18 protein-coding genes are annotated in these 23,168 nt (G+C 64.8%); 15 read left to right on the top strand and 3 right to left on the bottom strand.

Translation table 11 applies throughout. From position 1 onward, the window contains the following. The first annotated feature begins 31 nt into the window (after positions 1-31). From lon to NH448_RS17355, 3 genes are all read left to right on the top strand, one after another. Positions 32-2,479 carry an endopeptidase La gene (gene lon, locus NH448_RS17345; protein ID WP_108131396.1) on the top strand — a complete coding sequence of 816 codons (2,448 nt, stop codon included), beginning with the start codon at positions 32-34 and terminating at the stop codon, positions 2,477-2,479. Positions 2,480-2,769: 290 nt separating this feature from the next. Then, positions 2,770-4,617, top strand: a complete 1,848-nt coding sequence (ilvD, locus tag NH448_RS17350) for a dihydroxy-acid dehydratase (protein ID WP_045993078.1) — start codon at positions 2,770-2,772, stop codon at positions 4,615-4,617. Between the two features lie 246 nt (positions 4,618-4,863). Then, positions 4,864-5,955: an oxidoreductase gene (locus NH448_RS17355; protein ID WP_124802668.1), complete on the top strand. Its 1,092-nt coding sequence runs from the start codon at positions 4,864-4,866 to the stop codon at positions 5,953-5,955. A gap of 122 nt (positions 5,956-6,077) precedes the next feature. Here the strand turns inward: NH448_RS17355 and nudE are convergent, their stop codons facing one another. Continuing rightward, positions 6,078-6,662 (bottom strand): ADP compounds hydrolase NudE, encoded by a 585-nt coding sequence (gene nudE / locus NH448_RS17360; RefSeq protein ID WP_045993076.1) that lies wholly within the window; start codon positions 6,660-6,662, stop codon positions 6,078-6,080. Between the two features lie 379 nt (positions 6,663-7,041). Here nudE and yrfG point away from each other — a divergent pair, with 379 nt between their 5' ends. The 10 genes from yrfG (at position 7,042) to NH448_RS17410 (ending at position 18,504) form a co-directional block, all read left to right on the top strand. Further along, positions 7,042-7,722: a GMP/IMP nucleotidase gene (yrfG, locus tag NH448_RS17365; RefSeq protein ID WP_124802666.1), complete on the top strand. Its 681-nt coding sequence runs from the start codon at positions 7,042-7,044 to the stop codon at positions 7,720-7,722. Further along, positions 7,715-8,101: a S4 domain-containing protein gene (locus NH448_RS17370; RefSeq protein WP_108131399.1), complete on the top strand. Its 387-nt coding sequence runs from the start codon at positions 7,715-7,717 to the stop codon at positions 8,099-8,101. The genes yrfG and NH448_RS17370 overlap by 8 nt, the downstream gene beginning before the upstream one ends. Before the next feature lie 96 nt (positions 8,102-8,197). Further along, entirely contained in the window at positions 8,198-9,073 is an 876-nt protein-coding gene (gene hslO / locus NH448_RS17375; protein ID WP_108131400.1) for an Hsp33 family molecular chaperone HslO, read from the top strand. A gap of 329 nt (positions 9,074-9,402) precedes the next feature. Continuing rightward, positions 9,403-10,959, top strand: coding sequence for a phosphoenolpyruvate carboxykinase (locus NH448_RS17380; RefSeq protein WP_124802664.1), 1,557 nt, complete (start codon positions 9,403-9,405; stop codon positions 10,957-10,959). Between the two features lie 206 nt (positions 10,960-11,165). Beyond that, positions 11,166-11,663, top strand: coding sequence for a peptide-methionine (R)-S-oxide reductase MsrB (gene msrB, locus NH448_RS17385; protein WP_045994136.1), 498 nt, complete (start codon positions 11,166-11,168; stop codon positions 11,661-11,663). Between the two features lie 107 nt (positions 11,664-11,770). Next, on the top strand, positions 11,771-14,140 hold the full coding sequence (locus NH448_RS17390; protein WP_124802662.1) for a Tex family protein: 2,370 nt from the start codon (positions 11,771-11,773) through the stop codon (positions 14,138-14,140). 170 nt (positions 14,141-14,310) lie between these two features. Continuing rightward, the gene (gene gshA / locus NH448_RS17395) at positions 14,311-15,948 is read left to right on the top strand and encodes a glutamate--cysteine ligase (protein WP_108131631.1); all 1,638 of its coding nucleotides are present in this window, start codon (positions 14,311-14,313) and stop codon (positions 15,946-15,948) included. After that, a complete protein-coding gene (locus NH448_RS17400) occupies positions 15,945-16,469 on the top strand; it encodes a disulfide bond formation protein B (protein ID WP_124802660.1) in 525 nt (174 codons plus the stop codon). The genes gshA and NH448_RS17400 overlap by 4 nt, the downstream gene beginning before the upstream one ends. A 152-nt stretch (positions 16,470-16,621) precedes the next feature. After that, on the top strand, positions 16,622-17,104 hold the full coding sequence (gene rsd, locus NH448_RS17405) for a sigma D regulator (RefSeq protein WP_045994140.1): 483 nt from the start codon (positions 16,622-16,624) through the stop codon (positions 17,102-17,104). A 425-nt stretch (positions 17,105-17,529) separates the two neighbouring features. Beyond that, positions 17,530-18,504 carry a malate dehydrogenase gene (locus tag NH448_RS17410; protein WP_045994141.1) on the top strand — a complete coding sequence of 325 codons (975 nt, stop codon included), beginning with the start codon at positions 17,530-17,532 and terminating at the stop codon, positions 18,502-18,504. Between the two features lie 156 nt (positions 18,505-18,660). On the opposite strand, the gene NH448_RS17415 is transcribed toward NH448_RS17410, so the two are convergent. After that, entirely contained in the window at positions 18,661-19,317 is a 657-nt protein-coding gene (locus tag NH448_RS17415; protein ID WP_045994142.1) for an HAD family hydrolase, read from the bottom strand. A 221-nt stretch (positions 19,318-19,538) separates the two neighbouring features. Between NH448_RS17415 and NH448_RS17420 the strand changes: the two genes are divergently transcribed. Both NH448_RS17420 and ptsP read left to right on the top strand, forming a co-directional pair. After that, a complete protein-coding gene (locus NH448_RS17420) occupies positions 19,539-20,030 on the top strand; it encodes an RNA pyrophosphohydrolase (protein WP_045994143.1) in 492 nt (163 codons plus the stop codon). A 122-nt stretch (positions 20,031-20,152) separates the two neighbouring features. Then, complete coding sequence (gene ptsP / locus NH448_RS17425; RefSeq protein WP_124802658.1) at positions 20,153-22,414, top strand: phosphoenolpyruvate--protein phosphotransferase; 2,262 nt, start codon at positions 20,153-20,155, stop codon at positions 22,412-22,414. A 64-nt stretch (positions 22,415-22,478) separates the two neighbouring features. Here the strand turns inward: ptsP and NH448_RS17430 are convergent. Then, the coding region (locus NH448_RS17430; RefSeq protein ID WP_253029121.1) for an NRDE family protein at positions 22,479-23,168 on the bottom strand (690 nt) is incomplete at its 5' end.

The following is a 23,168-nucleotide window of genomic DNA, read 5'->3' on the forward strand; positions in this document are numbered from 1 at the left end:
AAGACGCCCCCTACTTCAGGATGAGGACACCATGAGCGATGATCGCGATCCCCGGTCCGACGATCTGGACTGGATTCCCATGAGTGGCGACGCCGAAGACGGAACCGCGGACGGCCTGGCCGATGGCGAGCAGGTCCAGGGCCATGCGGTGATTCCTGCCAGCGCCTCGCTGCCGGAACGGCTTTACCTGTTGCCGATTCACAATCGTCCCTTCTTTCCCGCCCAGGTGCAGCCGCTGGTGATCAACCGCGAACGCTGGTCCGAGACCATCGAGCGGGTCGCCAATACGCCCCATGACACCGTCGGTCTCGCCTTCGTCGGAGAGGCCGGTGTCGAGGAGCTGTCCTACGAGGACTTTCCGACCATCGGCACCGCGGTCAAGGCCCACAAGCTGCAGGGCGAGGACAACCAGATCCAGTTCATCGCCCAGGGCGTGCGACGCTTCAAGATCGAGCGCTGGCTGTCGCGCACCCCGCCGTTTCTGGTCGAGGTGTCCTACCCTCGCGAGCCGGTGGACGCGGAGGAAGACGAGACCCGCGCCTACGCCATGGCGCTGATCAACGGCATCAAGGAACTGTTGCCGATCAATCCGCTGTACGGCGAGGAACTCAAGCACTACCTCAATCGCTTCAGTCCCCACGAGCCGGGCCCGTTGACCGACTTCGCCGCCGCCATCACCTCCGCCCAGGGGCAGGAGCTGCAGGACGTGCTCGCCACGCTGCCGGTGGTGCCGCGGATGCAGAAGGTGCTGCCGCTGCTGCGCAAGGAGATCGAGGTGGCGCAGCTGCAGAGCGAGATCAGCGAGCAGGTCAACGCCCAGATGCAGGAGCGTCAGCGCGAATTCTTCCTGCGCGAGCAGCTCAAGGTGATCCAGCGTGAGCTGGGCATCTCCAAGGACGACCGTGAAAACGACGTCGACACCTTCCGCGCGCGCCTCGAGGGCCGCGAGGTGCCCGAGCGGGTGCAGGAACGCATCGACGACGAGCTGGCCAAGCTGTCGGTGCTCGAGACCGGTTCGCCCGAATATGGCACCACCCGCAACTATCTGGACTGGCTGACGGCCATGCCCTGGGGCCAGCGCAGCCAGGACCAGCTGGACCTGGCCCACGCCAGACAGGTACTCGACCGCGACCATGACGGACTCACCGACGTCAAGGAGCGGATCGTCGAGTTCCTCGCCGAGGGCACCTTCAAGGGTGACGTGGGGGGCTCCATCGTGCTGCTGGTGGGACCACCAGGTGTCGGCAAGACCTCCATCGGTCGCTCCATCGCCGAGGCGCTCGGCCGTGAGTTCTATCGCTTCTCGGTGGGTGGCATGCGCGACGAGGCCGAGATCAAGGGCCACCGGCGCACCTACGTCGGCGCCATGCCCGGCAAGCTGGTCCAGGCGCTCAAGGAGGTCGAGGTCGAGAACCCGGTGATCATGCTCGACGAGATCGACAAGATGGGCCAGTCCTTCCAGGGCGATCCGGCCTCGGCCTTGCTCGAGGTGCTGGACCCGGAGCAGAACGTCGACTTCCTCGACCACTACCTGGACGTTCGTCTGGATCTGTCCAAGGTGCTGTTCGTGTGCACCGCCAATACCCTGGATTCCATCCCGCCGGCGTTGCTCGACCGTATGGAGCAGATTCGCCTGTCGGGCTATATCGCCGAAGAGAAGCAGGCCATCGCCAGGAACCACCTCTGGCCCAAGCTGCTCAAGCGCGACAATATCCCCAAAAAGCGTATCAATCTGACCGCCGCAGCCCTGCGCCAGGTGGTCGAGGGCTACGCCAGGGAGGCCGGTGTCAGGCAACTGGAGAAACAGCTGCACCGGATCGTGCGCAAGGCCGCCGTCAAGCTTCTGGAAAACGACCAGGCGACGGTCAAGGTCTCGCTCAAGAACCTCGAGGAATTCCTCGGTGCCCCGCTGTTCCGCAAGGAAAAGGTGATGAAAGGGCAGGGCGTGGTCACCGGCCTGGCCTGGACCTCCATGGGCGGTGCCACCCTGTCCATCGAGGCCGGCAAGGTGCACGGGCTGGATCGCGGCTTCAAGCTAACAGGCCAATTGGGCGACGTGATGAAGGAGTCGGCCAACATCGCCTACAGCTATGTTCAGGGGCACCTGACCGAGTACGGCGCCGATGCCGGCTTCTTCGATGCCTCCTTTGTTCACCTGCACGTGCCGGAAGGCGCCACCCCCAAGGATGGCCCCTCGGCGGGGGTGACCATGACCACGGCGCTGCTGTCACTGGCGCGTCATCAGTCCATCGAGCGCAACCTGGCGATGACCGGGGAGCTGACGCTGACCGGACAGGTGCTGCCGGTGGGCGGGATCCGCGAGAAGGTCATCGCCGCGCGCCGCAGCGATATCTTCGAGGTGATCCTGCCCGAGGCCAATCGGCGCGATTATGACGAACTGCCGGAGTACCTCAAGGACGGCATGACCGTGCATTTCGCCAATCGCTATAAGGACGTCGCCAAGGTGGTGTTCGGCTAACGGCAATATGACGGTGCATTTCGCCGACCGCTCTCGTCGGCTACTGCAGGGACGTCGCCAAGGTGGTATTTGGCTAGCGGCAATATGACGGCGCATTTCGCCGACAGTGAGCCGGCAAGCCGTCCCGGATCGGGCCCGAGGCCGCATGACGCGGTTCTTGGGCCCGTGGCGTGATGGCCTGTGCAAGGCTAGTCAGTGCCGTCTGTGCGTGACAGAATCGACAGTCTGGACACGCGACACCGCCCGGTTGCCTTCTGCATCACGGGTGGACGAAAAATGACGAGGATTCCATGCCTGAGTATCGCTCCCGTACCACCACCGCCGGTCGCAACATGGCCGGCGCTCGCGCCCTGTGGCGCGCCACCGGCATGAAGGATGGCGACTTCCAGAAGCCGATCATCGCGGTGGCGAACTCCTTCACCCAGTTCGTGCCGGGCCACGTTCACCTGAAGGACATGGGCCAGCTGGTCGCCCGTGAAATCGAAAAGGCCGGCGGTGTGGCCAAGGAATTCAACACCATCGCCGTGGACGACGGTATCGCCATGGGCCACGACGGTATGCTCTATTCGCTGCCGAGTCGCGATCTGATCGCCGACAGCGTCGAGTACATGGTCAACGCCCACTGCGCCGACGCCCTGGTGTGCATCTCCAATTGCGACAAGATCACGCCTGGAATGTTGATGGCCGCCATGCGCCTCAACGTGCCGGTGATCTTCGTCTCCGGCGGCCCCATGGAAGCCGGCAAGACCAAGCTGCTGGATCACGGCCTGGACCTGGTGGACGCCATGGTCATGGCCGCCGACGATTCGGTGGACGAGGAAACCCTGAACGAGGTCGAGCGCAGCGCCTGCCCCACCTGTGGCAGCTGCTCCGGCATGTTCACCGCCAACTCCATGAACTGCCTGACCGAGGCGCTGGGCCTGGCGCTGCCGGGCAACGGCACGGTGCTGGCCACCCACGCCGATCGCCGCCGCCTGTTCGAGACGGCGGGCGAGCGCATCGTCGAGCTGGCCAGGCGCTACTACGAAGGTGACGAAGCGCACCTGCTGCCCCGTGCCATCGGCTCCAAGGCGGCGTTCAAGAACGCCATGACCCTGGACATCGCCATGGGCGGCTCCACCAACACCATCCTGCACCTGCTGGCCGCGGCCCAGGAGGCAGGCGTCGACTTCAACATGATGGACATCGACCGGCTGAGCCGCGAAGTCCCTCAGCTGTGCAAGGTGGCGCCCAATACCCAGAAGTATCACATCGAGGATGTGCACCGGGCCGGCGGCATCATGGCGATCCTCGGCGAGCTGGATCGCGCCGGAGTGCTGGATACCTCGGTGCCCACGGTCTACGGCGACAGCCTCAAGCTGGCCCTCGACGAGTGGGACATCATGCGCAATCCGTCGGCGGAGGTGGTCAACTTCTTCAAGGCCGGCCCCGGTGGTATCCCGACCCAGACGGCGTTTTCCCAGAGCGCCCGCTGGCCGAGCCTGGACGGTGACCGCGCCACCGGTTGTATCCGCGACTACGAACACGCCTTCTCCAAGGAGGGCGGGCTCGCCGTGTTGAAGGGCAACATCGCTGAGAACGGCTGTGTGGTGAAGACCGCCGGCGTCGACGACAGCATCCTGGTGTTCGAAGGGCCGGCCCACGTGGTCGAGTCTCAGGATCAGGCGGTGGAACATATCCTTGGCGACAAGGTGAAGGAAGGCGACGTGGTGGTGATCCGCTACGAAGGCCCCAAGGGCGGCCCGGGCATGCAGGAGATGCTCTACCCGACGTCCTATCTCAAGTCCAAGGGGCTGGGCAAGGGCTGCGCCCTGCTCACCGACGGACGCTTTTCCGGCGGCACCTCAGGGCTGTCGATCGGCCACGTCTCGCCGGAGGCCGCCGCCGGCGGCGCCATCGCTCTGGTGGAAAACGGCGACCGTATCCGCATCGACATCCCCGCTCGGAGCATCAATGTCCTGCTGGACGACGCCGAGCTTGCCGAGCGCCGCCAGCGCCAGCAGGAGCGCGGCAAGGATGCCTGGAAGCCGAGCATTCAGCGTCTGCGCAAGGTGACTCCTGCGCTGAAGGCCTATGCCTTGTTGGCCACCTCGGCAGACATGGGCGCGGTGCGCGATCTGGAAAAGCTTGACGACTAATATCTGCGCTTTTTAGCACAGAGTAGCTCGATGAAGGCCGGCATACGCCGGCCTTCATCGTTGATGGCGTCCAGCGCTCAGGCGACTCGCTTGAAGAAATGAGCGACCGATCAGCGAAATGAAACAGCTTGCGTGTACGCCGGAACTCGATAATTTCCGGGGATTTGGTCATTCTGACGTGACAGGGGATCGACAGATCAAAGAAGCCCTCGACAAGATGGGCGAGATGCAGGCACGGGGACCGCTATGAAAACACAGACTCTCAATGTGGGCCTGGTGGGTTACGGCATGGCTGCCAAGACCTTCCATGCCCCCTTGATCCAGGCCGCGCCAGGGCTCGAGCTGACCTCGGTGGTCAGCTCCGACGCCGACAAGGTCTTGCGTGACCTTCCGGACGTGACGGTGCACGCCAAGCTCAACGAGCTGCTCGAGGTGCGCCACGTTGACCTGATCGTGATTGCTACACCCAACGAGCAGCACTATGCCATGGCCAAGGCGGCCCTTGTGGCAGGCAAGCACGTGGTGGTGGACAAGCCGATCACGGTGTCGGCCTCGGAGGCGCGTCAGCTCCGCGCCCAGGCGGACCGCTCGGAATTGCTGCTCAGCGTCTTTCACAATCGTCGCTGGGACTGCGACTTCCTGACGGTGCGCAAGCTTCTGGAGCAGGGCCGGCTGGGGCGAGTGACGTCCTTTACCTCGCGTTTCGATCGCTATCGACCGGCGGTGAACAACCGCTGGCGAGAGCAGCACAAGCCCGGTGGCGGCATCTGGTACGACCTCGGCCCGCATCTGCTCGATCAGGCCATAGAGCTGTTCGGCATGCCTCGGGCGATTCTGCTGGAACTGGCCTCCGCCAGAGACGGCGCCGAGGTGGATGACGACTTTCTGGCGCTGCTCGAGTACGACCGCCTCAGGGTGACCCTGCAGGCCAGTTCGCTGGTAGCCGAGCCCAGCCCGCGCTTCGTGGTGCACGGCACCGAGGGTAGCTATTCGATCTACGGGCTCGACCCCCAGGAAGGCTGGCTCAAGCAGGGACTGATGCCGAGTGAAGACTGGGGCGTCGACGATGCGCCGGGACAACTGACCCTCAACCGGGGCAGCGCCGAGGAGCCGGACCTGGTCACCGAAGAGTGGCTGTCGGAACCGGGCAATTATCCCGCCTTTTACACTGCCGTCGCCCAGACCCTGCTGCATGGCGACCCGCCGCCGGTGTCCGGCGAGCAGGCGGTGGACGTGATGACCTTGCTGGAAGCGGGGCTCGACAGCTACCGCCAGGGGCGCTGGGTGCGCCTGAAGGAAGGCAACAGCAACCTCCGCCGGCTGCACGCCCGTCGCTGAGGCGAATCAGCCAGGCACGACAAGAGGGCCTTGGCCAAGGAAGCTTGGCCAAGGCAAATTCGACCAAGGCACGTTGACCAGGGGGCCGTCAGGGCCCCCTGGTCGTATTGGTAGGGTGGGTCTTACCAAAGCGAGGTATCGGCCTGCTCGCCCTTGAGCTTGTCCCGGGCGATGTACAGCGCGGCGATGGCGCGGGCCTCGTGGAAGTCCTCCCGGGCGAGCAGCGCGGTTATGCTGTCCAGCGCATGGGTCTCCACCACCAGCGGCTCCGGCTCATCGCCCTCCAGGCGCTTGGGGTAGAGGTCGCTCGCCAGCATGACCTGCATACGCTGGCGCATATAGTTGGGCGACAGGGAAAGCTCGACCAGCGGTTCGATACGCCGGGCGCCCACACCACACTCTTCCATCAGCTCGCGGTTGGCGGCGGTGACGATATCCTCGCCGGGGTCCACGACGCCCTTGGGCAGGGTCAGTACATAGTCCTCGAAACCGGCGGCGTACTCTCGGATGAGCAGCACATGGTCGGGGTCGGGCATGGCGACGATCATGACCGCGCCGATGCCCTTGCCGTTGCCAAGCAGCCGTTCGAAGTGACGCTCGGCGCCGTTGGAAAAGCGCAGTTCGAGTTCCTCGACCCGGAACAGACGGCTCTCGGCGACGGTCTTGCGTGAGAGGATGCGGGGTTTTTCCGGGGAACTGTCGTCCATGGGAGCTCCTGGGCGGTGGGATGGGCTGGTGAATAGCGTAATGACTAGGGCTTGTCTGAAAAGTGCCTGCGCTCGGTAATACGGCGTTAAAAATCGGATCAACATGCTCATTTACACCCCGTAAACTGCGCTGTCTCACCGATTTTTGCCTTGTCTAACCTTCGCTCGTCGACTTTTCGGACAGAGCCTAGCGTAATGAACATGGGGTTGGCGGCGTCGCGGGACATCCGCCGTCCGCACCGGGCCGAGACCAGGCGCAAGCGCCCGGGCTGCGAGCCCGAATGCCTTTGAGGTACACTAACACGTTACTCAGGTGTCGGCGGACGTTCGCCGGCGCAGTGGAACAAGCATTGAGCTGGTGATGGCGGGAGATGAGGTAATGCTCGATTGGGACACCATCGATACCGTGCTGCTGGACATGGACGGCACCTTGCTGGACTTGCACTTCGACAGTCATTTCTGGCTGGAGCATCTGCCTCGCCGCTACGTAGAACTGCATAAGCTGGATGAGGCCACCCAGGAAGTGGTGCGCGCGCGGATCATCCGGGAGCAGGGCACTCTCAACTGGTACAGCCTGGCCTACTGGAGCCGCGAGCTCGACGTGGATATCGTCGAGCTCAAGCGCGAGGTCCAGCATCTGATCGGCCTGCGCGGCGATGCTCTGGACTTTCTGGGCTGGCTCAAGAGCGCCCATCCGCGAGTAGTGCTGGCGACCAACGCCGATCGCGAGAGTCTGGCGCTGAAACTGCCGCTGACGGGCCTCGACGACTACCTGGACGCCATCGTGTCGTCTGCCGATATCGGCGAGCCCAAGGAAGAACAGGCGTTCTGGCATGCGCTCAACGAGATCGAGCCCTTCGACCGCGAGCGGACCCTGTTCATCGACGACAACGCGGCGGTGCTCGAAAGCGCCCGCGAGTACGGTATTCGCCATCTGCTGGGGATCCGCCAGCCGGACAGCCGGCGGCCGGAGAAGTCGCTCAAGGACTTTATCGCGCTGGACCGTTTCGCCGATATCATGCCCTCGGCGCCGCAGACTCCGGAGGCCCCCCGTGGATAGCGTCAGACTCGACAAGTGGCTGTGGGCGGCACGATTCTTCAAGACCCGCGCCCTGGCCAAGAAGGCCATCGAGGGTGGCAAGGTCGAGGTCGACGGGGCCAGGGCCAAGACCAGCAAGTCGGTGAGCCCCGGCATGTTGATACGTGCGCCTCAGGGCTGGGATGTGTGGGAGGTCGAGGTGCTCGAGGTCAGCGAGCAGCGTCGTGGGGCGCCGGAGGCGCGGCGGCTGTACCAGGAGACCGAGCAGAGTCGCGAACGTCGCGAGCGCGAGGCCGATCAGCGCCGCCAGGCCAACGAGGTCTTCAAGCATCCGCTCAAGCGCCCCGACAAGCGGGCGCGCCGCGATATCAAGCGCTTCCAGCGCGAGGGCGGCTCCTGACGGCGCGCGTCGCGCTCATCCCAGCGCCCTCGTCGAACACCCTTCTTTTCGTCAGACGCGCGCCCGCCGGGGCGCGCCCAGCAGAGATCGTTTTTCATGGCTGATCAGATCCAGCGATTCATTATCGATGACACCAACGTCCGCGGCGAAGTCACCCGCCTGTCCGAGGCCTACGACGAGGTGCTCAAGCGTCACGAGTATCCGGCCGCCGTCAATCGTCAGCTCGGTGAACTGCTGGCGGCGGTGGCTCTGTTGACCGACACCGTGAAGCTTGACGGCACCATGACCCTCGAGGTGCGCGGCAGTGGTGACGTCTCCCTGATGATGGCGGAGTCCAATCCTGGCGGTGAGCTTCGCGCCATCGCCCGCCTCGCCGAAGATGCGGCACTGCCCGGCGATGAGGCCGGCTTTCGCGAGCTGGTGGGAGAAGGCCAGATCGTGATCACCCTCGACCCCAAGGAAGGGCGGCGCTATCAGGGTATCGTCGGCATCGAGCACGATCGCCTGGCCGGCTGCCTGGAAGCCTACTTCACCCAGTCCGAGCAGCTGCCCACGCGGCTGTGGCTGGCGGCGGACGGTGTCAGCGCCGGTGGCCTGCTGCTGCAGCGACTGCCCGACGAGTCGCTCAATCAGGATGACGACGCCTGGGATCGCGCCTATCACTTGGCTGCCACCCTCAGCGAACAGGAATTGCTGGAACTGGATGCGGCAACTTTGCTGGTGCGGCTGTTCCATGAGGAGCCATTGCGTACCTTCGAATCCAAGGCGTTGCGTTTTGGTTGTACTTGTTCTCGTTCGCGCATCGCCGGGGGACTGATGTCGCTGGGGCACGAGGAATTGCGTCAGATCGTCGCGGAGCAAGGTACGATCGAGACCCAGTGTCACTTCTGCAACACCCGCTACGCCTTCACCGCGGCCGATGTCGAAGCCTTGATCGAGGACCCCAGCGACGGCAGCCCAACGGTGCATTGAGCGGTTGCAGCGTCCAGGCCCGAGCCGTTTCGCTGGCATGAATGGCAGGCTCGAGGTTATCGGAACTGCGGTGGCGGTTGCAGGTTTGTAGTGGAATGACAGGAAATGCACCAAAAAAGCCGAAATGTTGTAATTAAACTACAATAACGTCTTGAAAAATGGGCATTTCCTGTCTCGGGGTTTTTTGCCATAATCCCCGCCGATCCCGGACGCGTCGTCAGTCGAAGAAGACGGTCGAACCGCGTAGTCGACTCGCCGGATCCCTTGCGCCGTTCGCCCTGTCGGATGGCGCCAGTCCACGAGAGAGAAGCCGAAGGCCCAGGAATCCTATGACCACCACCACGCAGTCTTCTACCGTTCACGTCAACCTCAGCACTGCCGAACTCATCGAGCGTGCGGTGGCCCAGGGCGAGGGCCGACTGGCCTCCCACGGCGCCCTCGTGGTCAAGACGGGTGAACGTACCGGGCGCTCCCCCAAGGACCGGTTCATCGTCGACGAACCGTCCACCAGTGCCCAGATCGACTGGGGCAGCGTCAACCGTCCCTTCGACGCCGAGCGTTTCGATGCACTGTGGGAGCGAGTGGAAGGCTACCTGGGCGAGAAGGACAGCTATGTCAGCGAGCTTCACGTGGGCAGCGATCCGACCCACTACCTGCCGGTTCGTGTGACCACCGAGACCGCCTGGCACAACCTCTTTGGCCGCACCATGTTCGTGCGTCCCGAGGCCTACAATGCGTCACGCAAGGACGAGTGGGAAATCCAGAATGCCCCGCACTTCGTGTGTGAGCCGAGCCGTGACGGCACCAACTCCGATGGCTGCGTGATCATCAACTTCGCCAAGCGCCGGGTGCTGATCGCCGGCATGCGTTACGCCGGCGAGATGAAGAAGGCCATGTTCTCGGTGCAGAACTTCCTGCTGCCCGAGGCCGACGTGCTGCCCATGCACTGCAGCGCCAACGTCGGCGAAGACGGCGAGACCACCCTGTTCTTCGGCCTGTCCGGCACCGGCAAGACCACCCTGTCAGCGGACCCGGGTCGCTACCTGATCGGCGACGACGAGCACGGCTGGGGCGTCGGTACCGTGTTCAACTTCGAGGGTGGCTGCTACGCCAAGTGCATCGACCTGTCGGAAAAGAACGAGCCGGTCATCTGGAACGCCATCAAGTTCGGTACCGTGCTCGAGAACGTGGTGCTCAACGATCGTCGTGAGCCGAACTACGCCGACGACAGCCTGACCCAGAATTCCCGCGCCGCCTATCCACTCGAGCACGTCGACAAGCGTGTGGCCGAGAACCGCGCCGGCGAGCCCAACGCCATCGTCTTTCTGACCTGTGACATGAGTGGCGTGCTGCCGCCGGTGTCGGTGCTGTCCAAGGAAGCCGCCGCCTATCACTTCCTGTCCGGCTACACCGCCAAGGTGGGCTCCACCGAGATGGGCTCTTCCAGCGGTCTGGAAGCGACCTTCTCCACCTGCTTCGGTGCGCCGTTCTTCCCGCGCCCGGCCCGCGAGTACGCGGATCTGCTGATCAAGCGCGTGGCCGAGAAGGACGCCCAGGTCTACCTGGTCAACACCGGCTGGACCGGCGGTGCCTACGGCGAGGGCGGCTCACGCTTCTCCATCCCGACCACCCGCGCCATCATTCACGCGATCCAGACCGGCGTGCTGCGTGACGTGGAAACCCGCCACATCGACGGCCTGAACCTGTCGGTGCCGGTGTCCGTGCCCGGCGTCGATTCCAGCCTGCTGGACCCGCGTCAGACCTGGGAAGACCAGGCAGCCTACGATCGCAAGCGCAGCGAACTGGCGGGCAAGTTTGTCGAGAACTTCAAGAAGTTCGACGGCGTCAGCGACTCCATCGTCAAGGCAGGCCCGAGTCTGGTCTAGGAACTAGATTGAAGGTGCGATGAACCTTGCCGCGAGGCAGGGGTCGAGAAGAGGAGAAGGCGATGGCCTTCTCCTCTTTTTTTGCTCTTGTTCCAGCGCCTTGCCGTCGATAGTTGGCGAAGGTCCGGACGGACAGCGACGATTGAGTGTAAGGAAGGGGAGGGGCAGACCGACCCAGCACAATCCTTGACGCAGGAGACTCTACAATGAAACGACGCAACTTCCTCGCGCTGCTCGGGCTCGGCGGCCTCGCCAGCATGGTGCCGGCGGTGGCCAATGCCCGCCCGGAGCTGGAGCTTTCGCCAAGTCCCGATATCGAGCCGCTGGAATTGAGCGAGAGCGAGTGGCGTGAGCGCCTGAGCCCGGCCCAGTACGATGTGCTGCGCGAGGCAGGGACCGAGCCAGCAGGCTCCAGTCCGCTCGACGGCGAGAAGCGTGAAGGTGAATTTCGCTGTGCAGGTTGTGATCTGTTGTTGTTCACCAGCGCCATGAAGTACGACTCCGGCACCGGCTGGCCGAGCTTCTACGAGCACGTGGAGGGCCACCTGCTGACCAGTGTGGACTACAAGATCCTGTGGCCGCGTACCGAGTACCACTGCGCTCGCTGTGGTGGTCATCAGGGGCACGTGTTCGAGGATGGGCCCGATCCCACCGGTCTGCGCTGGTGCAACAACGGGGTCGCGCTCAAGTTCGTCCCGGCCTGAACGAAAAGCTGCCCGGGGTATGACGCCGGGCAGCGGGTGGCGGCGGCGCAAAAGGGCGCTTTGTGATACCTTGGCCGGATCACAGACGTCGTATTGCCAAGGATTTCATGGACGCTACAGCCAAGATCATTGCCCGCCTGGCCGAAGAACTGGCGGTCAATGCCCCTCAGATCTCCGCGACCGTCGAGCTGCTGGATGGCGGCGCGACGGTGCCGTTCATTGCGCGATATCGCAAGGAAGTGACCGGAGGACTCGACGATACCCAGCTGCGCAACCTGGAAGAGCGCCTGGGCTATCTGCGTGAACTGGAAGAGCGCCGCACCACAGTGCTTGCGGCCATCGACGAGCAGGGCAAGCTCAGCGATTCGCTGGCCGCCAGCATCCAGGCCGCCGATACCAAGCAGCGCCTGGAAGACCTCTACCTGCCCTATCGCAAGAAGCGCCGGACCAAGGCACAGATCGCCCGGGAAGCGGGTCTCGAGCCGCTGGCCGACGCGCTGCTGGCCGATCCAACCCTCGACCCCGAGACCGAAGCCGCGGGCTACCTGCGGCCTGCCGAAGGCGAGACGCCGGCGATCGAAGACGCCAAGGCGGCGCTCGATGGCGCCAAGCAGATCCTGATGGAGCGCTTCGCCGAGGACCCCGAGCTGGTCGGACGCCTGCGCGAGAGACTGTGGAGCGAGGGCGAGCTGTCCAGCCGCGTGATAGCCGGCAAGGAGCAGGAAGGCGCCAAGTTCTCCGACTACTTCGAACACGACGAACGGCTTGCCAAGGTGCCTTCTCACCGCGCCCTGGCGATGTTCCGTGGCCGCAACGAGGGTGTGCTGGCGCTGGCGTTGCGCCTGCCTGGCGAAGACGAGGCGCCGGTGCACCCAGCCCAGGTCGCCATCGCGCGTCACTTCGAGATTCGCGATGAGGGGCGCAAGGCCGACCGCTGGCTGGCCGAGGTGGTGCGCTGGACCTGGCGGGTCAAGCTCTACACCCATCTCGAGACCGAGCTGATGGGGCGTCTGCGTGAGCGGGCAGAAGGCGAGGCCATCGACGTCTTCGCCGCCAACCTCAAGGATCTGCTGTTGGCGGCGCCGGCCGGCCCCAAGACCACGCTGGCCATCGACCCCGGCCTGCGCACCGGCTGCAAGGTGGCGGTGGTCGATGCCACCGGGCAGTTCCTCGAGCAGGCCACCATCTTTCCCCACGCCCCGCGGAATCAGTGGGATGCATCGCTTGCCGAACTGGCGAAACTGGTCAAGAAACACGGCGTCGAGCTGATCGCCGTGGGCAACGGCACCGCTAGCCGGGAGACCGATCGGCTGGCCGGGGATCTGCTCAAGGCGATGAAGGATCCCCGGTTGTCGAAGGTCATGGTCTCGGAGGCGGGGGCCTCGGTGTACTCTGCCTCCGAGTATGCCTCCCGCGAGCTGCCTGATCTCGACGTGACCATTCGTGGCGCGGTGTCGATCGCGCGCCGCCTGCAGGACCCCCTGGCCGAGCTGGTCAAGATCGAACCCAAGTCCATCGGCGTCGGCCAGTACCAGCACGACGTCTCCCAGGTCCAGCTGTCACGCAGCCTCGAGGTGGTCATCGAGGACTGCGTCAACGCGGTGGGGGTCGACCTCAATACCGCCTCCTCGGCGCTGCTGTCGCGGGTGGCGGGGCTCAATCCGGGGCTGGCCGAGAACATCGTCACCCAGCGCAACGCCAAGGGCGCCTTCCGTGATCGCCGTGATCTGCTCGAGGTGTCCCGGCTGGGGCCCAAGACGTTCGAGCAGTGCGCCGGCTTCCTGCGCATCATGAACGGCGCCAATCCGCTGGATGCCAGCGCCGTGCACCCGGAGGCCTATCCGCTGGTCGAGCGTATCGCCGAGCGCAGCGGGCGCGAGCTGTCCGGGCTGATTGGCGACAGCGCCACGCTGAAGGCGCTCAAGCCCAGCGAGTTTGCCGACGAGCGCTTCGGGGTGCCCACCGTCAGCGATATCATCGCCGAGCTCGACAAGCCTGGCCGCGACCCTCGTCCCGAGTTCCGTGCAGCGCAGTTCCGCGAGGGCGTCGAGACGCTCAAGGACCTCGAGCCGGGCATGGTGCTGGAAGGTACCGTGACCAACGTCACCCATTTCGGTGCCTTCGTCGATATCGGTGTGCATCAGGACGGTCTTGTGCACATTTCAGCGCTGTCGGACCGCTTCGTCGAGGATCCACGCACCGTGGTCAAGGCGGGCGACATCGTCAAGGTCAAGGTGATGAACGTGGATCTGCAGCGCTCGCGTATCGGGCTGTCCATGCGCATGGACGATACTCCCGACAGCGCCGACGGAGGTGACGCTCGCCAGGCCCCCAGACGTCGCGAAGGCGGTGGCAAGGGCAAGGGCCCTCGGAGCCAGCAGGGTCGCGGTCAGGCAGGCAAGGGAGGGCGCGACGAGGCCGCTCCCATGGGCGCTCTGGGTGCCGCTCTGCTCAAGGCGAAGCAGGGTCGTTCTTGAAACCTGCCAATGGAACGCCATAATCTGTCGACCTTATCCAGCGATCTCGACTGTCGACCTTCGCTGTCGACCGTATCTGTCGACTGAAACAACGGGCGCCTGAGCGCCCGTTGCCGTCGCCGCCATTCGAAGCAGGCCCCCGGGCCCTTCCACGACACGGGGTGTTCACCTTGTCCACTCAGCTTTCTTCGCTCCTCGAACGCCTGCGCGGCCCGGCGGCCGCACGACGCTTCGGCCGCCTGCGCCGCGGCATTGAAAAGGAGGGGCTTCGGGTCGACGACCGCGGCGTGATCGCGGCGACCTTCCATCCCCGGGCGCTGGGCTCCAAACTGACCCATCCCCATATCACCACGGACTACTCCGAGGCGCTGCTGGAGTACATCACGCCGGTCTACAGCCGTCCCGACGAGGCGCTGGAATTTCTGGCCGATCTCCATCGCTACACCTATCGCCATCTGGACGGAGAGTGGATCTGGCCGGCCAGCATGCCTTCCCGGCTCAATGGCAACGACAGCGTGCCCATTGCCGACTACGGGAGCTCCAATGTCGGCACCATGAAGCATGTCTATCGTCGCGGCCTGGACGCTCGCTACGGGCGGATCATGCAGTCGATCGCCGGCATCCACTACAACGTGTCGCTGCCAGACGACCTGTGGACGCTGCTGCAGACCCTGGACGAGCAGGAGCAGGTGTCCATGGGCGAGTACCGCTCGTCGCGCTACTTCGGACTGATCCGCAACTTCCGGCGTCATAGCTGGCTACTGCTGTATCTGTTCGGTGCCTCTCCGGCCATCGATGACAGCTTTCTGGATGACGGCGAGATTCCCGAGGGTCTGGAACGTCTCGGCGAGCGCACCCTGGTATCTCGCTATGCGACCAGCTTGCGGATGTCCGATCTGGGCTACCAGAACAAGGTGCAGGATCAGCTCAAGATCTGCTTCAATTCGTTGTCGAATTACGTCAACACCCTGCGCCATGCCATCGCCACCGGCTGGCCGGACTACGAGGCGTTGGGTGTGCGTGATGGCGATAGCTGGCGTCAGCTCAACGCCAACATCCTGCAGATCGAGAACGAGTACTACAGCGATATTCGTCCCAAGCGGGTCACCCGTCACGACGAGACACCGAGCCAGGCCCTCGAGGCCCGTGGTGTCGAGTACATCGAGGTCCGCTGTCTGGATATCGATCCCTTCGCTACCCTGGGGATCGATGCCGCCCAGACCCGCTTTCTCGACACCTTCCTGGTGTGGTGCCTGCTGTCCGACAGTCCCTGGATCTCCGACGAGGAGTGTGACCACCTGGACGACAATCGGCGCCTGGTGGTGGAGCGCGGTCGCGAGCCCGGGCTCGAGCTCAATGACCGAGGCAACCGCCGCGGTCTGGTCGACTGGAGTCGTGCCATCGTCGCCGAGATGCGCGAGGTCGCCGCGCTGCTCGACCAGCTCGAGGATGGCAGTCCCCACCAGCAGGCGGTGGACGCGATCGCGCCGCGCATCGATGATCCGTCGCTGACGCCTTCTGCTCGCGTGCTGGCGCGCCTCGAGGACAACGGTGAGGAGTTTGTCGAGGCCATGGTCGCCATCGCCCGTGAGCAGGCCGCTGCGCTGGCTGACGAGCCGCTCAATCGGTGTCGTGCGTCCATGCTGGAAGACCTGGTCGAGACCTCTCATCAGCAGCAGCGGGAGATCGAGGCATCCGACACCAGCGATTTTGCTCAATTCCTGAGCGACTATTTCAGCCGAGCCCGGGAGACCCGGGCGTTGGCACCCACGGATCAACCGACCCATAGCGGAGAGAGCCTGAAATGAGCGAGTGGAGCCTGCGGCAGTGGAGCCTGGCGGGACTGGGCTTTTGCGTGGCAATGATGGCCGTGGCCCTGGGGCTTGAACACCTGGTCGGGCTCGAGCCCTGTCCGCTTTGTGTGTTTCAGCGGGTGGCGGTGATCGCGGCGGGGCTGGTGTTTGCCGTGGCCGCGCTGCATGGACCTCGTGGTGCATTCGCCACAGTGGCCTACAGCGGTCTGGCGGCCCTGGCGGTGTTCTCCGGGATCGCTGTCGCCGGGCGTCATCTGTGGCTGCAGTCGCTGCCGGCGGATCAGGTGCCGAGCTGTGGCCCCGGTCTTGACTACATGATCGATGTGCTGCCGCTGCAGAAGGTCATCGCCTCGGTGTTGTCCGGCTCCGGCGAGTGCGCCGAGGTCGGCGCTACCCTGCTCGGGCTGTCGCTGCCAGGCTGGACGATGATCGGCTTTGTGGTACTGCTGGCGGTGCCGGTGGGCATGCTCACGACGCTGCGGGCCACGACCAGCGGCTATCGCTGGAACGGCTGAAGCTTGGCGGTAGAGGCGTTCTCTGCGCCGTTTTGCTGTCGGTGATGACGGCCAATCAGGTACTTGGCATGCATTCGTTGACAGGGGCGGCGGCACGAGGGAGTCTGTTCATCCGCCTGGATTCGGGGTGAGGCAGTGCTAGGGAGGCCGCCATGTTGGAAGATTGCAAGACCGCTCGCGAACGCTGGGGAGGCGTCCATCGACTGATCGACCGCTGGCTCGAGCAGCGCGAGGGTTTGCTCGTTGTCTTGAATGAGCTCGAACAGTCATGCGATGCGGATCTGGAAACCATCACCAAGGAACGCATCGACACCTTCAGCGAGACGCTGATGGACTACATCAGCGCCGGCCATTTCGAGGTCTATCCGCAACTGAGGGAAGAGGCGCGTGCCTTCGATGACACGTCGGCACTGAATATCGCCGATCGTCTGCTGGAACGCCTCGAGATGTCCACCGAACTGGTGCTGTCCTTTGACGAGGACTACTCTACTCCGGTGCGCTGCCAACGCTTTCTGCCGCGTTTGCCGGCCTGGCTCGAGCGTCTGAAGAAGGGCCTGTCGGAGCGCTTCGGCCTGGAAGATCAGCTGATTGCACGGCTCCACGACGAGCACGCCCCCGCCGAAGGCATCTCCTGACAGGGGGTGCCGGCGGTGAAGGAGGGTAGTGAGGGCGGACCGTGAGGGCGGACAGTGAGTGAGAGGGTGAGTGAGCGCGCAAGTCCAACGCGGCGCCTTGATCGCTTTCGATAACACCGAAGGCTTTGGTGGCGTCGTTCGCACCAGGCCGCCGATTTCGCCCGCTCCCGATACTCAGAGGATCCGACACTTCTGGATCTGGCTCTTGAGGGCCGCCACGTCAGGTCGTCCAGGCGGACGTGTCTGGCGACAACCCAGGTCGGCGGTGCGAGGCCAGGTCAATTGCGTCGGGCCAATTGAGTTTTGTGCACTGCAAGCATAAGATTTTCCGCGTCCTGAACGCCGCCCGAGGCAGCCAAGGTGTCGGCCGACGTCTGCATGATGCCGCCCGGGCCCCTTCACGGCGACAATCCCAAGGAGCCATGATGAAAGACCCCGTACGTATTGCCATCACCGGTGCCGCCGGTCAGATCAGCTACTCTCTCGCCTTCCGTATCGCCGCAGGCGACATGCTGGGCCCGGACCAGCCGGTCATCCTGCAGCTGCTCGAGATCACTCCGGCCATGGAAGCGCTGAATGGCGTGGTGATGGAGCTCAACGACTGCGCCTTCCCGCTGGTTCAGGACATCGTCGCCACCGACGATGCCAACGTGGCCTTCAAGGACGCCGACTTCGCCCTGCTGGTGGGTGCTCGTCCGCGCGGTCCGGGCATGGAGCGCAAGGACCTGCTCGAGGCCAACGCCGCCATCTTCTCCGCCCAGGGCAAGGCCATCAACGACAACGCCAGCCGTGACATTCGCGTGCTGGTGGTGGGCAACCCGGCCAACACCAACGCCCTGATCGCCTCCTGCAACGCGCCGGACCTCGACGCCGGCCAGTTCACCGCGATGATGCGTCTGGACCACAACCGGGCCAAGACTCAGCTGGCGCAGAAGGCCGGCAAGCACGTCACCGACGTCGACAGCATGATCGTCTGGGGCAACCACAGCGCGACCCAGTACCCGGATCTGTCCCACTGCAAGGTGGACGGCAAGCCGGCCTTCGACCTGGTCGAGCGCGACTGGTACGAAAACGACTTCATCCCGACCGTGCAGCAGCGTGGCGCCGCCATCATCAAGGCCCGTGGTGCATCCTCCGCTGCATCCGCCGCATCCGCCGCCATCGATCACATGCGTGATTGGGCGCTGGGCAGCGACGGCATCGTCAGCATGGGCATTCCCGCCGACGGCAGCTACGGCGTCGAGCCGGGCATCATGTATTCCTACCCGGTGGTGTGCAAGGACGGCAAGTACGAGATCGTCCAGGGTCTCGAGGTCGACGAGTTCAGCCGCACCAAGATGAAGGCGACCGAAGACGAGCTGCGCGAAGAGCGCGCTGCGGTCGAGCACCTGCTGGGCTGATATCGGTCTCGCAAGGCCCGACAGGGCCTTGCACAGCATCGCCGGCACGTCGACCAGTGGTCATCGTGCCAACGAAGAACCCCGCCACAATGTGGCGGGGTTCTTTTGTGGATGGCGTCGGTGTCGTGCGAGGGGCTTGTCTCAACCGCGCTTGGCTCAACCGCGCAGGGAGATGATCTTCCAGCCCTTGGCCTCGGCGACTTCGCGCAGGGCCGGGTCCGGGTCCACCGCGACCGGATGATCGACCTGCTCGAGCAGCGGCAGGTCGTTGTGGGAGTCGCTGTAGAACCAGGCGCCGTCGAGGGTGTCGTCGCGCTCAGAAAGCCACTGTTCCAGGCGGGTCACCTTGCCCTGCTGAAAGCTCGGCACGCCGCTGACCCGGCCGGTGTAGCGGCCATCGACGAGCTCCGGTTCCACGGCGATCAGGTCATCGATGCCCAGGCGTTCGGCGATGGGGCCAGTGATGAAGCGATTGGTAGCGGTGATGATCAGAAGGGTGTCGCCCCGTGCGCGGTGGCGGGCGATCAGTTCCTCGGCCTGGGGCAGGATGGCGGGCTCGATCTTGCTGGCCATGAACTGCTGGTGCCAGGCGGCGAGCTGTTCCATGGAATTGTCCGCCAGTGGCTTCAGGGCCACCTCCAGGAAGGCCATCATGTCGAGACGACCGGCGTCGTAGTCGGCCTTGAAACGGTCATTGGCCTCGCGATAGGCCACCGCGTCCACGGCGCCCTGCTCGAGCAGGAATTCGCCCCAGGCATGGTCGCTGTCGATCGACAGCAGGGTATTGTCCAAATCGAAGATGGCCAGACTCAAGGTGTGTCTCCCGGCGCTTGGGTGAGGCGACCTCCCGGCCCGGCGATCTGTGTCGGAGTGGCCAGCAACAGGCGTACGTCATGCCCATGGGCCCCTGGCCCGGGAAGGCCACAAAGGGGGCGATTATGTCAGAACCTCGGCAGGGGTTCGAGATGTCGTATTGATGCGCTTCGAGCCATTGTGGAAGAATGCAGTCAATACCGATTGGAAAGGTGAAGCCCGTGATCGACGCAGACGGCTTTCGCCCCAACGTTGGCATCATCATCGTCAACGACCAGGGGCAGCTGCTATGGGCGCGTCGGGTAGGGCAGAACGCGTGGCAATTTCCCCAGGGAGGCATCAAGTCAGATGAGACGCCCCAGCAGGCTTTGTTCAGAGAGCTCCACGAAGAAATCGGCCTGACCGCCGAGGATGTGGAGGTACTGGCCTGCACCAGGGGGTGGCTACGCTACCGCCTGCCGCGACGCATGGTTCGCACACATTCGCGCCCAGTGTGCATAGGACAGAAACAGAAGTGGTTCCTGCTGCGGATCCGCTGCCAGGAAAGCCGCATCTGTGTGGATGGCACCCCCAAGCCCGAGTTCGATGGCTGGCGTTGGGTCAGTTACTGGTATCCGCTGGGGCAGGTGGTCCCGTTCAAGAGGGAGGTCTACCGCCGAGCACTACGTGAGCTATTGCCTCGCGCCCAGAGCCTGGCGCTGGAGAAGGGATGAATCCAGCGCCCGCGGCAGCACATCAGCCACGTCGGCGAGAGGCCGGTGGCGTTGCTGCCTCCCACTTATCGTTCGGTCGCCCCATGGCCGGACCAGTACAAGAACAGGGGTGAGACCTTTCCATGCTCAAGGTCCTGCAACGAATCATTCAGGAGGTCAACAGCGCGCGCAGCCTGGACGCGGCGCTGGCGACCCTGGTGCGCCGGACACGCAAGGCGATGCAGACCGATGTCTGTTCGTTCTACCTGTTTGACGGCGAACGCGATGCGCTGGTGCTGATGGAGACCATCGGCCTGAGAACCCAGGCGGTGGGCCAGGTGGCGCTGCCGGTAGGGGAGGGGCTGGTCGGCACCGTGGCCCGCCGCGAGGAACCGCTCAACCTGGAGGACGCCCAGGCTCACCCCAGTTTCCGTTACTTCGAGGCCACCGGTGAAGAGCGCTACTCGAGCTTTCTCGGTGTGCCCATCATCCATCAGCGCCGCATGCTCGGTGTACTGGTGGTGCAACAGGCAGAGCGTCGTCGTTACGATGAATCCGACGAGGCCTTCCTGGTCACCATGGGCGCCCAGCTTGCCGGCGTGCTGGCCCATGCGCTGGCTACCGGTGGGTTGACCTGCCCGGCCTTTCCCGGCGTCCAGGCGACCTTCATCGGGGTCGCCGCCTCACCCGGCATGGCCATCGGCGAGGCGGTGGTGCTGTCACCGCCGGCCGATCTCGACAGCGTGCCGGATCTGGTGCCCACCGACGTCGAGTTCGAGATCGCGCGGCTCAAGGACGCCATCGCTCGGGTGCGCGAGGAGATTCGTGCCGCCGGCGAGCGGCTGGCCAATCGTATCTCGGCCCAGGAACTGGCGCTGTTCGACGTCTATCAGCAGATGCTCGGCGAGGCGGCGCTGTCCCAGGAAGTCGAAAAGCGTATCCGCGAGGGCCAGTGGGCGCCCGGCGCCCTGGCCGACGTGGTGCGCCGCCATGTGCAGTATCTTGAGCGTGTGGACGACGATTACCTGAGAGAGCGTGCCGCCGACGTGCGCGATCTCGGACGCCGAGTGCTGGCCCATCTGCAGGAAGAGTCGCCGCGGTTGCCCGAACACTACCCCCAGGGGGCCATCCTGATCGGTGACGAGATCAGCGTCGCGCTGCTTGGCGAGGTGCCCCGGGACCGACTTGGCGGACTGATCTCGGTACGAGGGTCGAGCAACTCCCATGTGGCCATCATCGCCCGTGCCATGGGGATTCCGCTGGTGTCGGGGATGATCGACCTGCCATTGCCGCGACTCGACGGCGCCCCGCTGGTGCTGGATGGTCACCGAGGGCGCGTGTTCGTGCGTCCTGGCCCGGAGCTGGTGGCCCATTACCAGAGCCAGATCGACGAGGAGAAGGCCCTGGCGGCGCTGCTCGAACACGAGCAGGACCTGCCCAGCGTGACCCCGGACGGTCACGCCATGACGCTGATGGTCAATACCGGACTGACCGTCGATACGGTCGCATCGCTCAAGACGCGTATCGGCGGGGTTGGCCTGTATCGCACCGAAGTGCCGTTCATGATCACCGAACGTTTCCCCGGCGAGCAGGAGCAGACCCGGCTGTACAGGGAGCAGCTCGAGAGCTTTGCCCCGCTTCCGGTGGTGATGCGGACCCTGGATATCGGTGGCGACAAGGACCTGCCGTACTTCCCCATCGAAGAGGCCAACCCCTTCCTCGGCTGGCGCGGTATTCGCGTCACCCTGGACCACCCCGAAGTGCTGATGGTACAGCTGCGCGCCATGCTCCGGGCCTCCCAGGGGCTCGACAACCTCGAGCTGCTGCTGCCCATGGTGACCAATGTCGATGAAGTCGATGACACCCTGAAGCTGATCGAGCGGGCGATCATCGAGCTGGGTGAAGAGGGGGTGGACGTGCGCCGGCCGCGCCTCGGGGTGATGCTCGAGGTGCCGGCGACGCTCTACCAGCTCAAGGCACTGGCGGCGCGGGTCGACTTTTTCTCCGTGGGCAGCAACGACCTGACCCAGTACCTTCTGGCGGTGGATCGCAACAACCCGCGGGTCGCCGACCTCTACGATTCCTGTCACCCGGCGGTGCTGTCGGCGCTGCATCGCCTGGCCGCCGAGAGCAGCGAGCTGAACGTGCCGACCTCGGTGTGTGGCGAACTCGCCGGCGACCCGGCTGGCGCGCTGCTGCTGATGGGCATGGGCTTCCGGGTGCTGTCGATGAATGGCCCCAACCTGCCCCGTGTGCGGGCGGCCATTCGCCGGGTATCGCGGGAGGCGGCAGCCGAGCTGGTGGAGCAGACCCTTGCGCTGGATACGCCAGCGGAGGTGCGCGCCCACCTGGCGAACCGCATGCAGGCCTGGCAGCTGGCCCATCTGCTGCCGCCCAGGGATTGAGCGAGGCAGCGGCCGTCAAGGAAGGCCGCGCGCCTTGGCATCTCGCAGCGTGGCCAGCGACGCTTCAGCCGTCTCGTTCGATGGTCAGCGCCAGCCGAGTCTCGCCCTGAGGCCGCCCGCCCGGGCCGAAGCGCCGTTCAGAGATGTCGAAACGCTCGCCGTTCACGTCGCGGTGCAGCGTCAACTCGCTGGTGGCACGGGTGCCGTAGTCGTCGCCGACGATAAAGGCCGGTGACAGGAAGCGTTCGAGCTCCAGCCCCACGCCGGTGTCCGGCAGGCTAGCGTCCGGCGCCGGGTGGCGGTCGAGGAAGCCCTGGCGGGCGTTTGCCAGGGAGGCGTGTCTGGCCTCGGCGATGTCTTCGGCCAGGGCGTTGCGCACCTGGACCAGCTTGGGCCAGGGGGTATCCAGAGAGGCGTTGGACAGGCCGTGCACTCCGGCCTCGACCGCCTGCAGTGCGCAGCCGTGGCGATGCCGCTCGAGGTGCCAAAGCCGCTTGCCGTCGCCGATCAGCAGATTGAAGCCACCGTAGCGCAATGCCTCGCCCGCACTCTGGCATTCGAGCCAGGCCTCGAGGTCATCGGTTTCGAGGCCACGGCGCACCAGCAGGCCGCGGCTTTCGCTCGGTTGCGGTGGTATCAGTTCCGGGTCGCGAACATTGGTGATGGCGGCGAAGCGGCCGCGACGATGGATGCCGAGCCAGGTCCCGCCGGCCTCGAGGTCGCGACCGGCGACCAGCCCCGGGGCATCCGGCCA

Origin of the sequence: Halomonas sp. OfavH-34-E (assembly GCF_024124525.1) — a bacterium.
GTDB lineage: Bacteria > Pseudomonadota > Gammaproteobacteria > Pseudomonadales > Halomonadaceae > Halomonas > Halomonas litopenaei.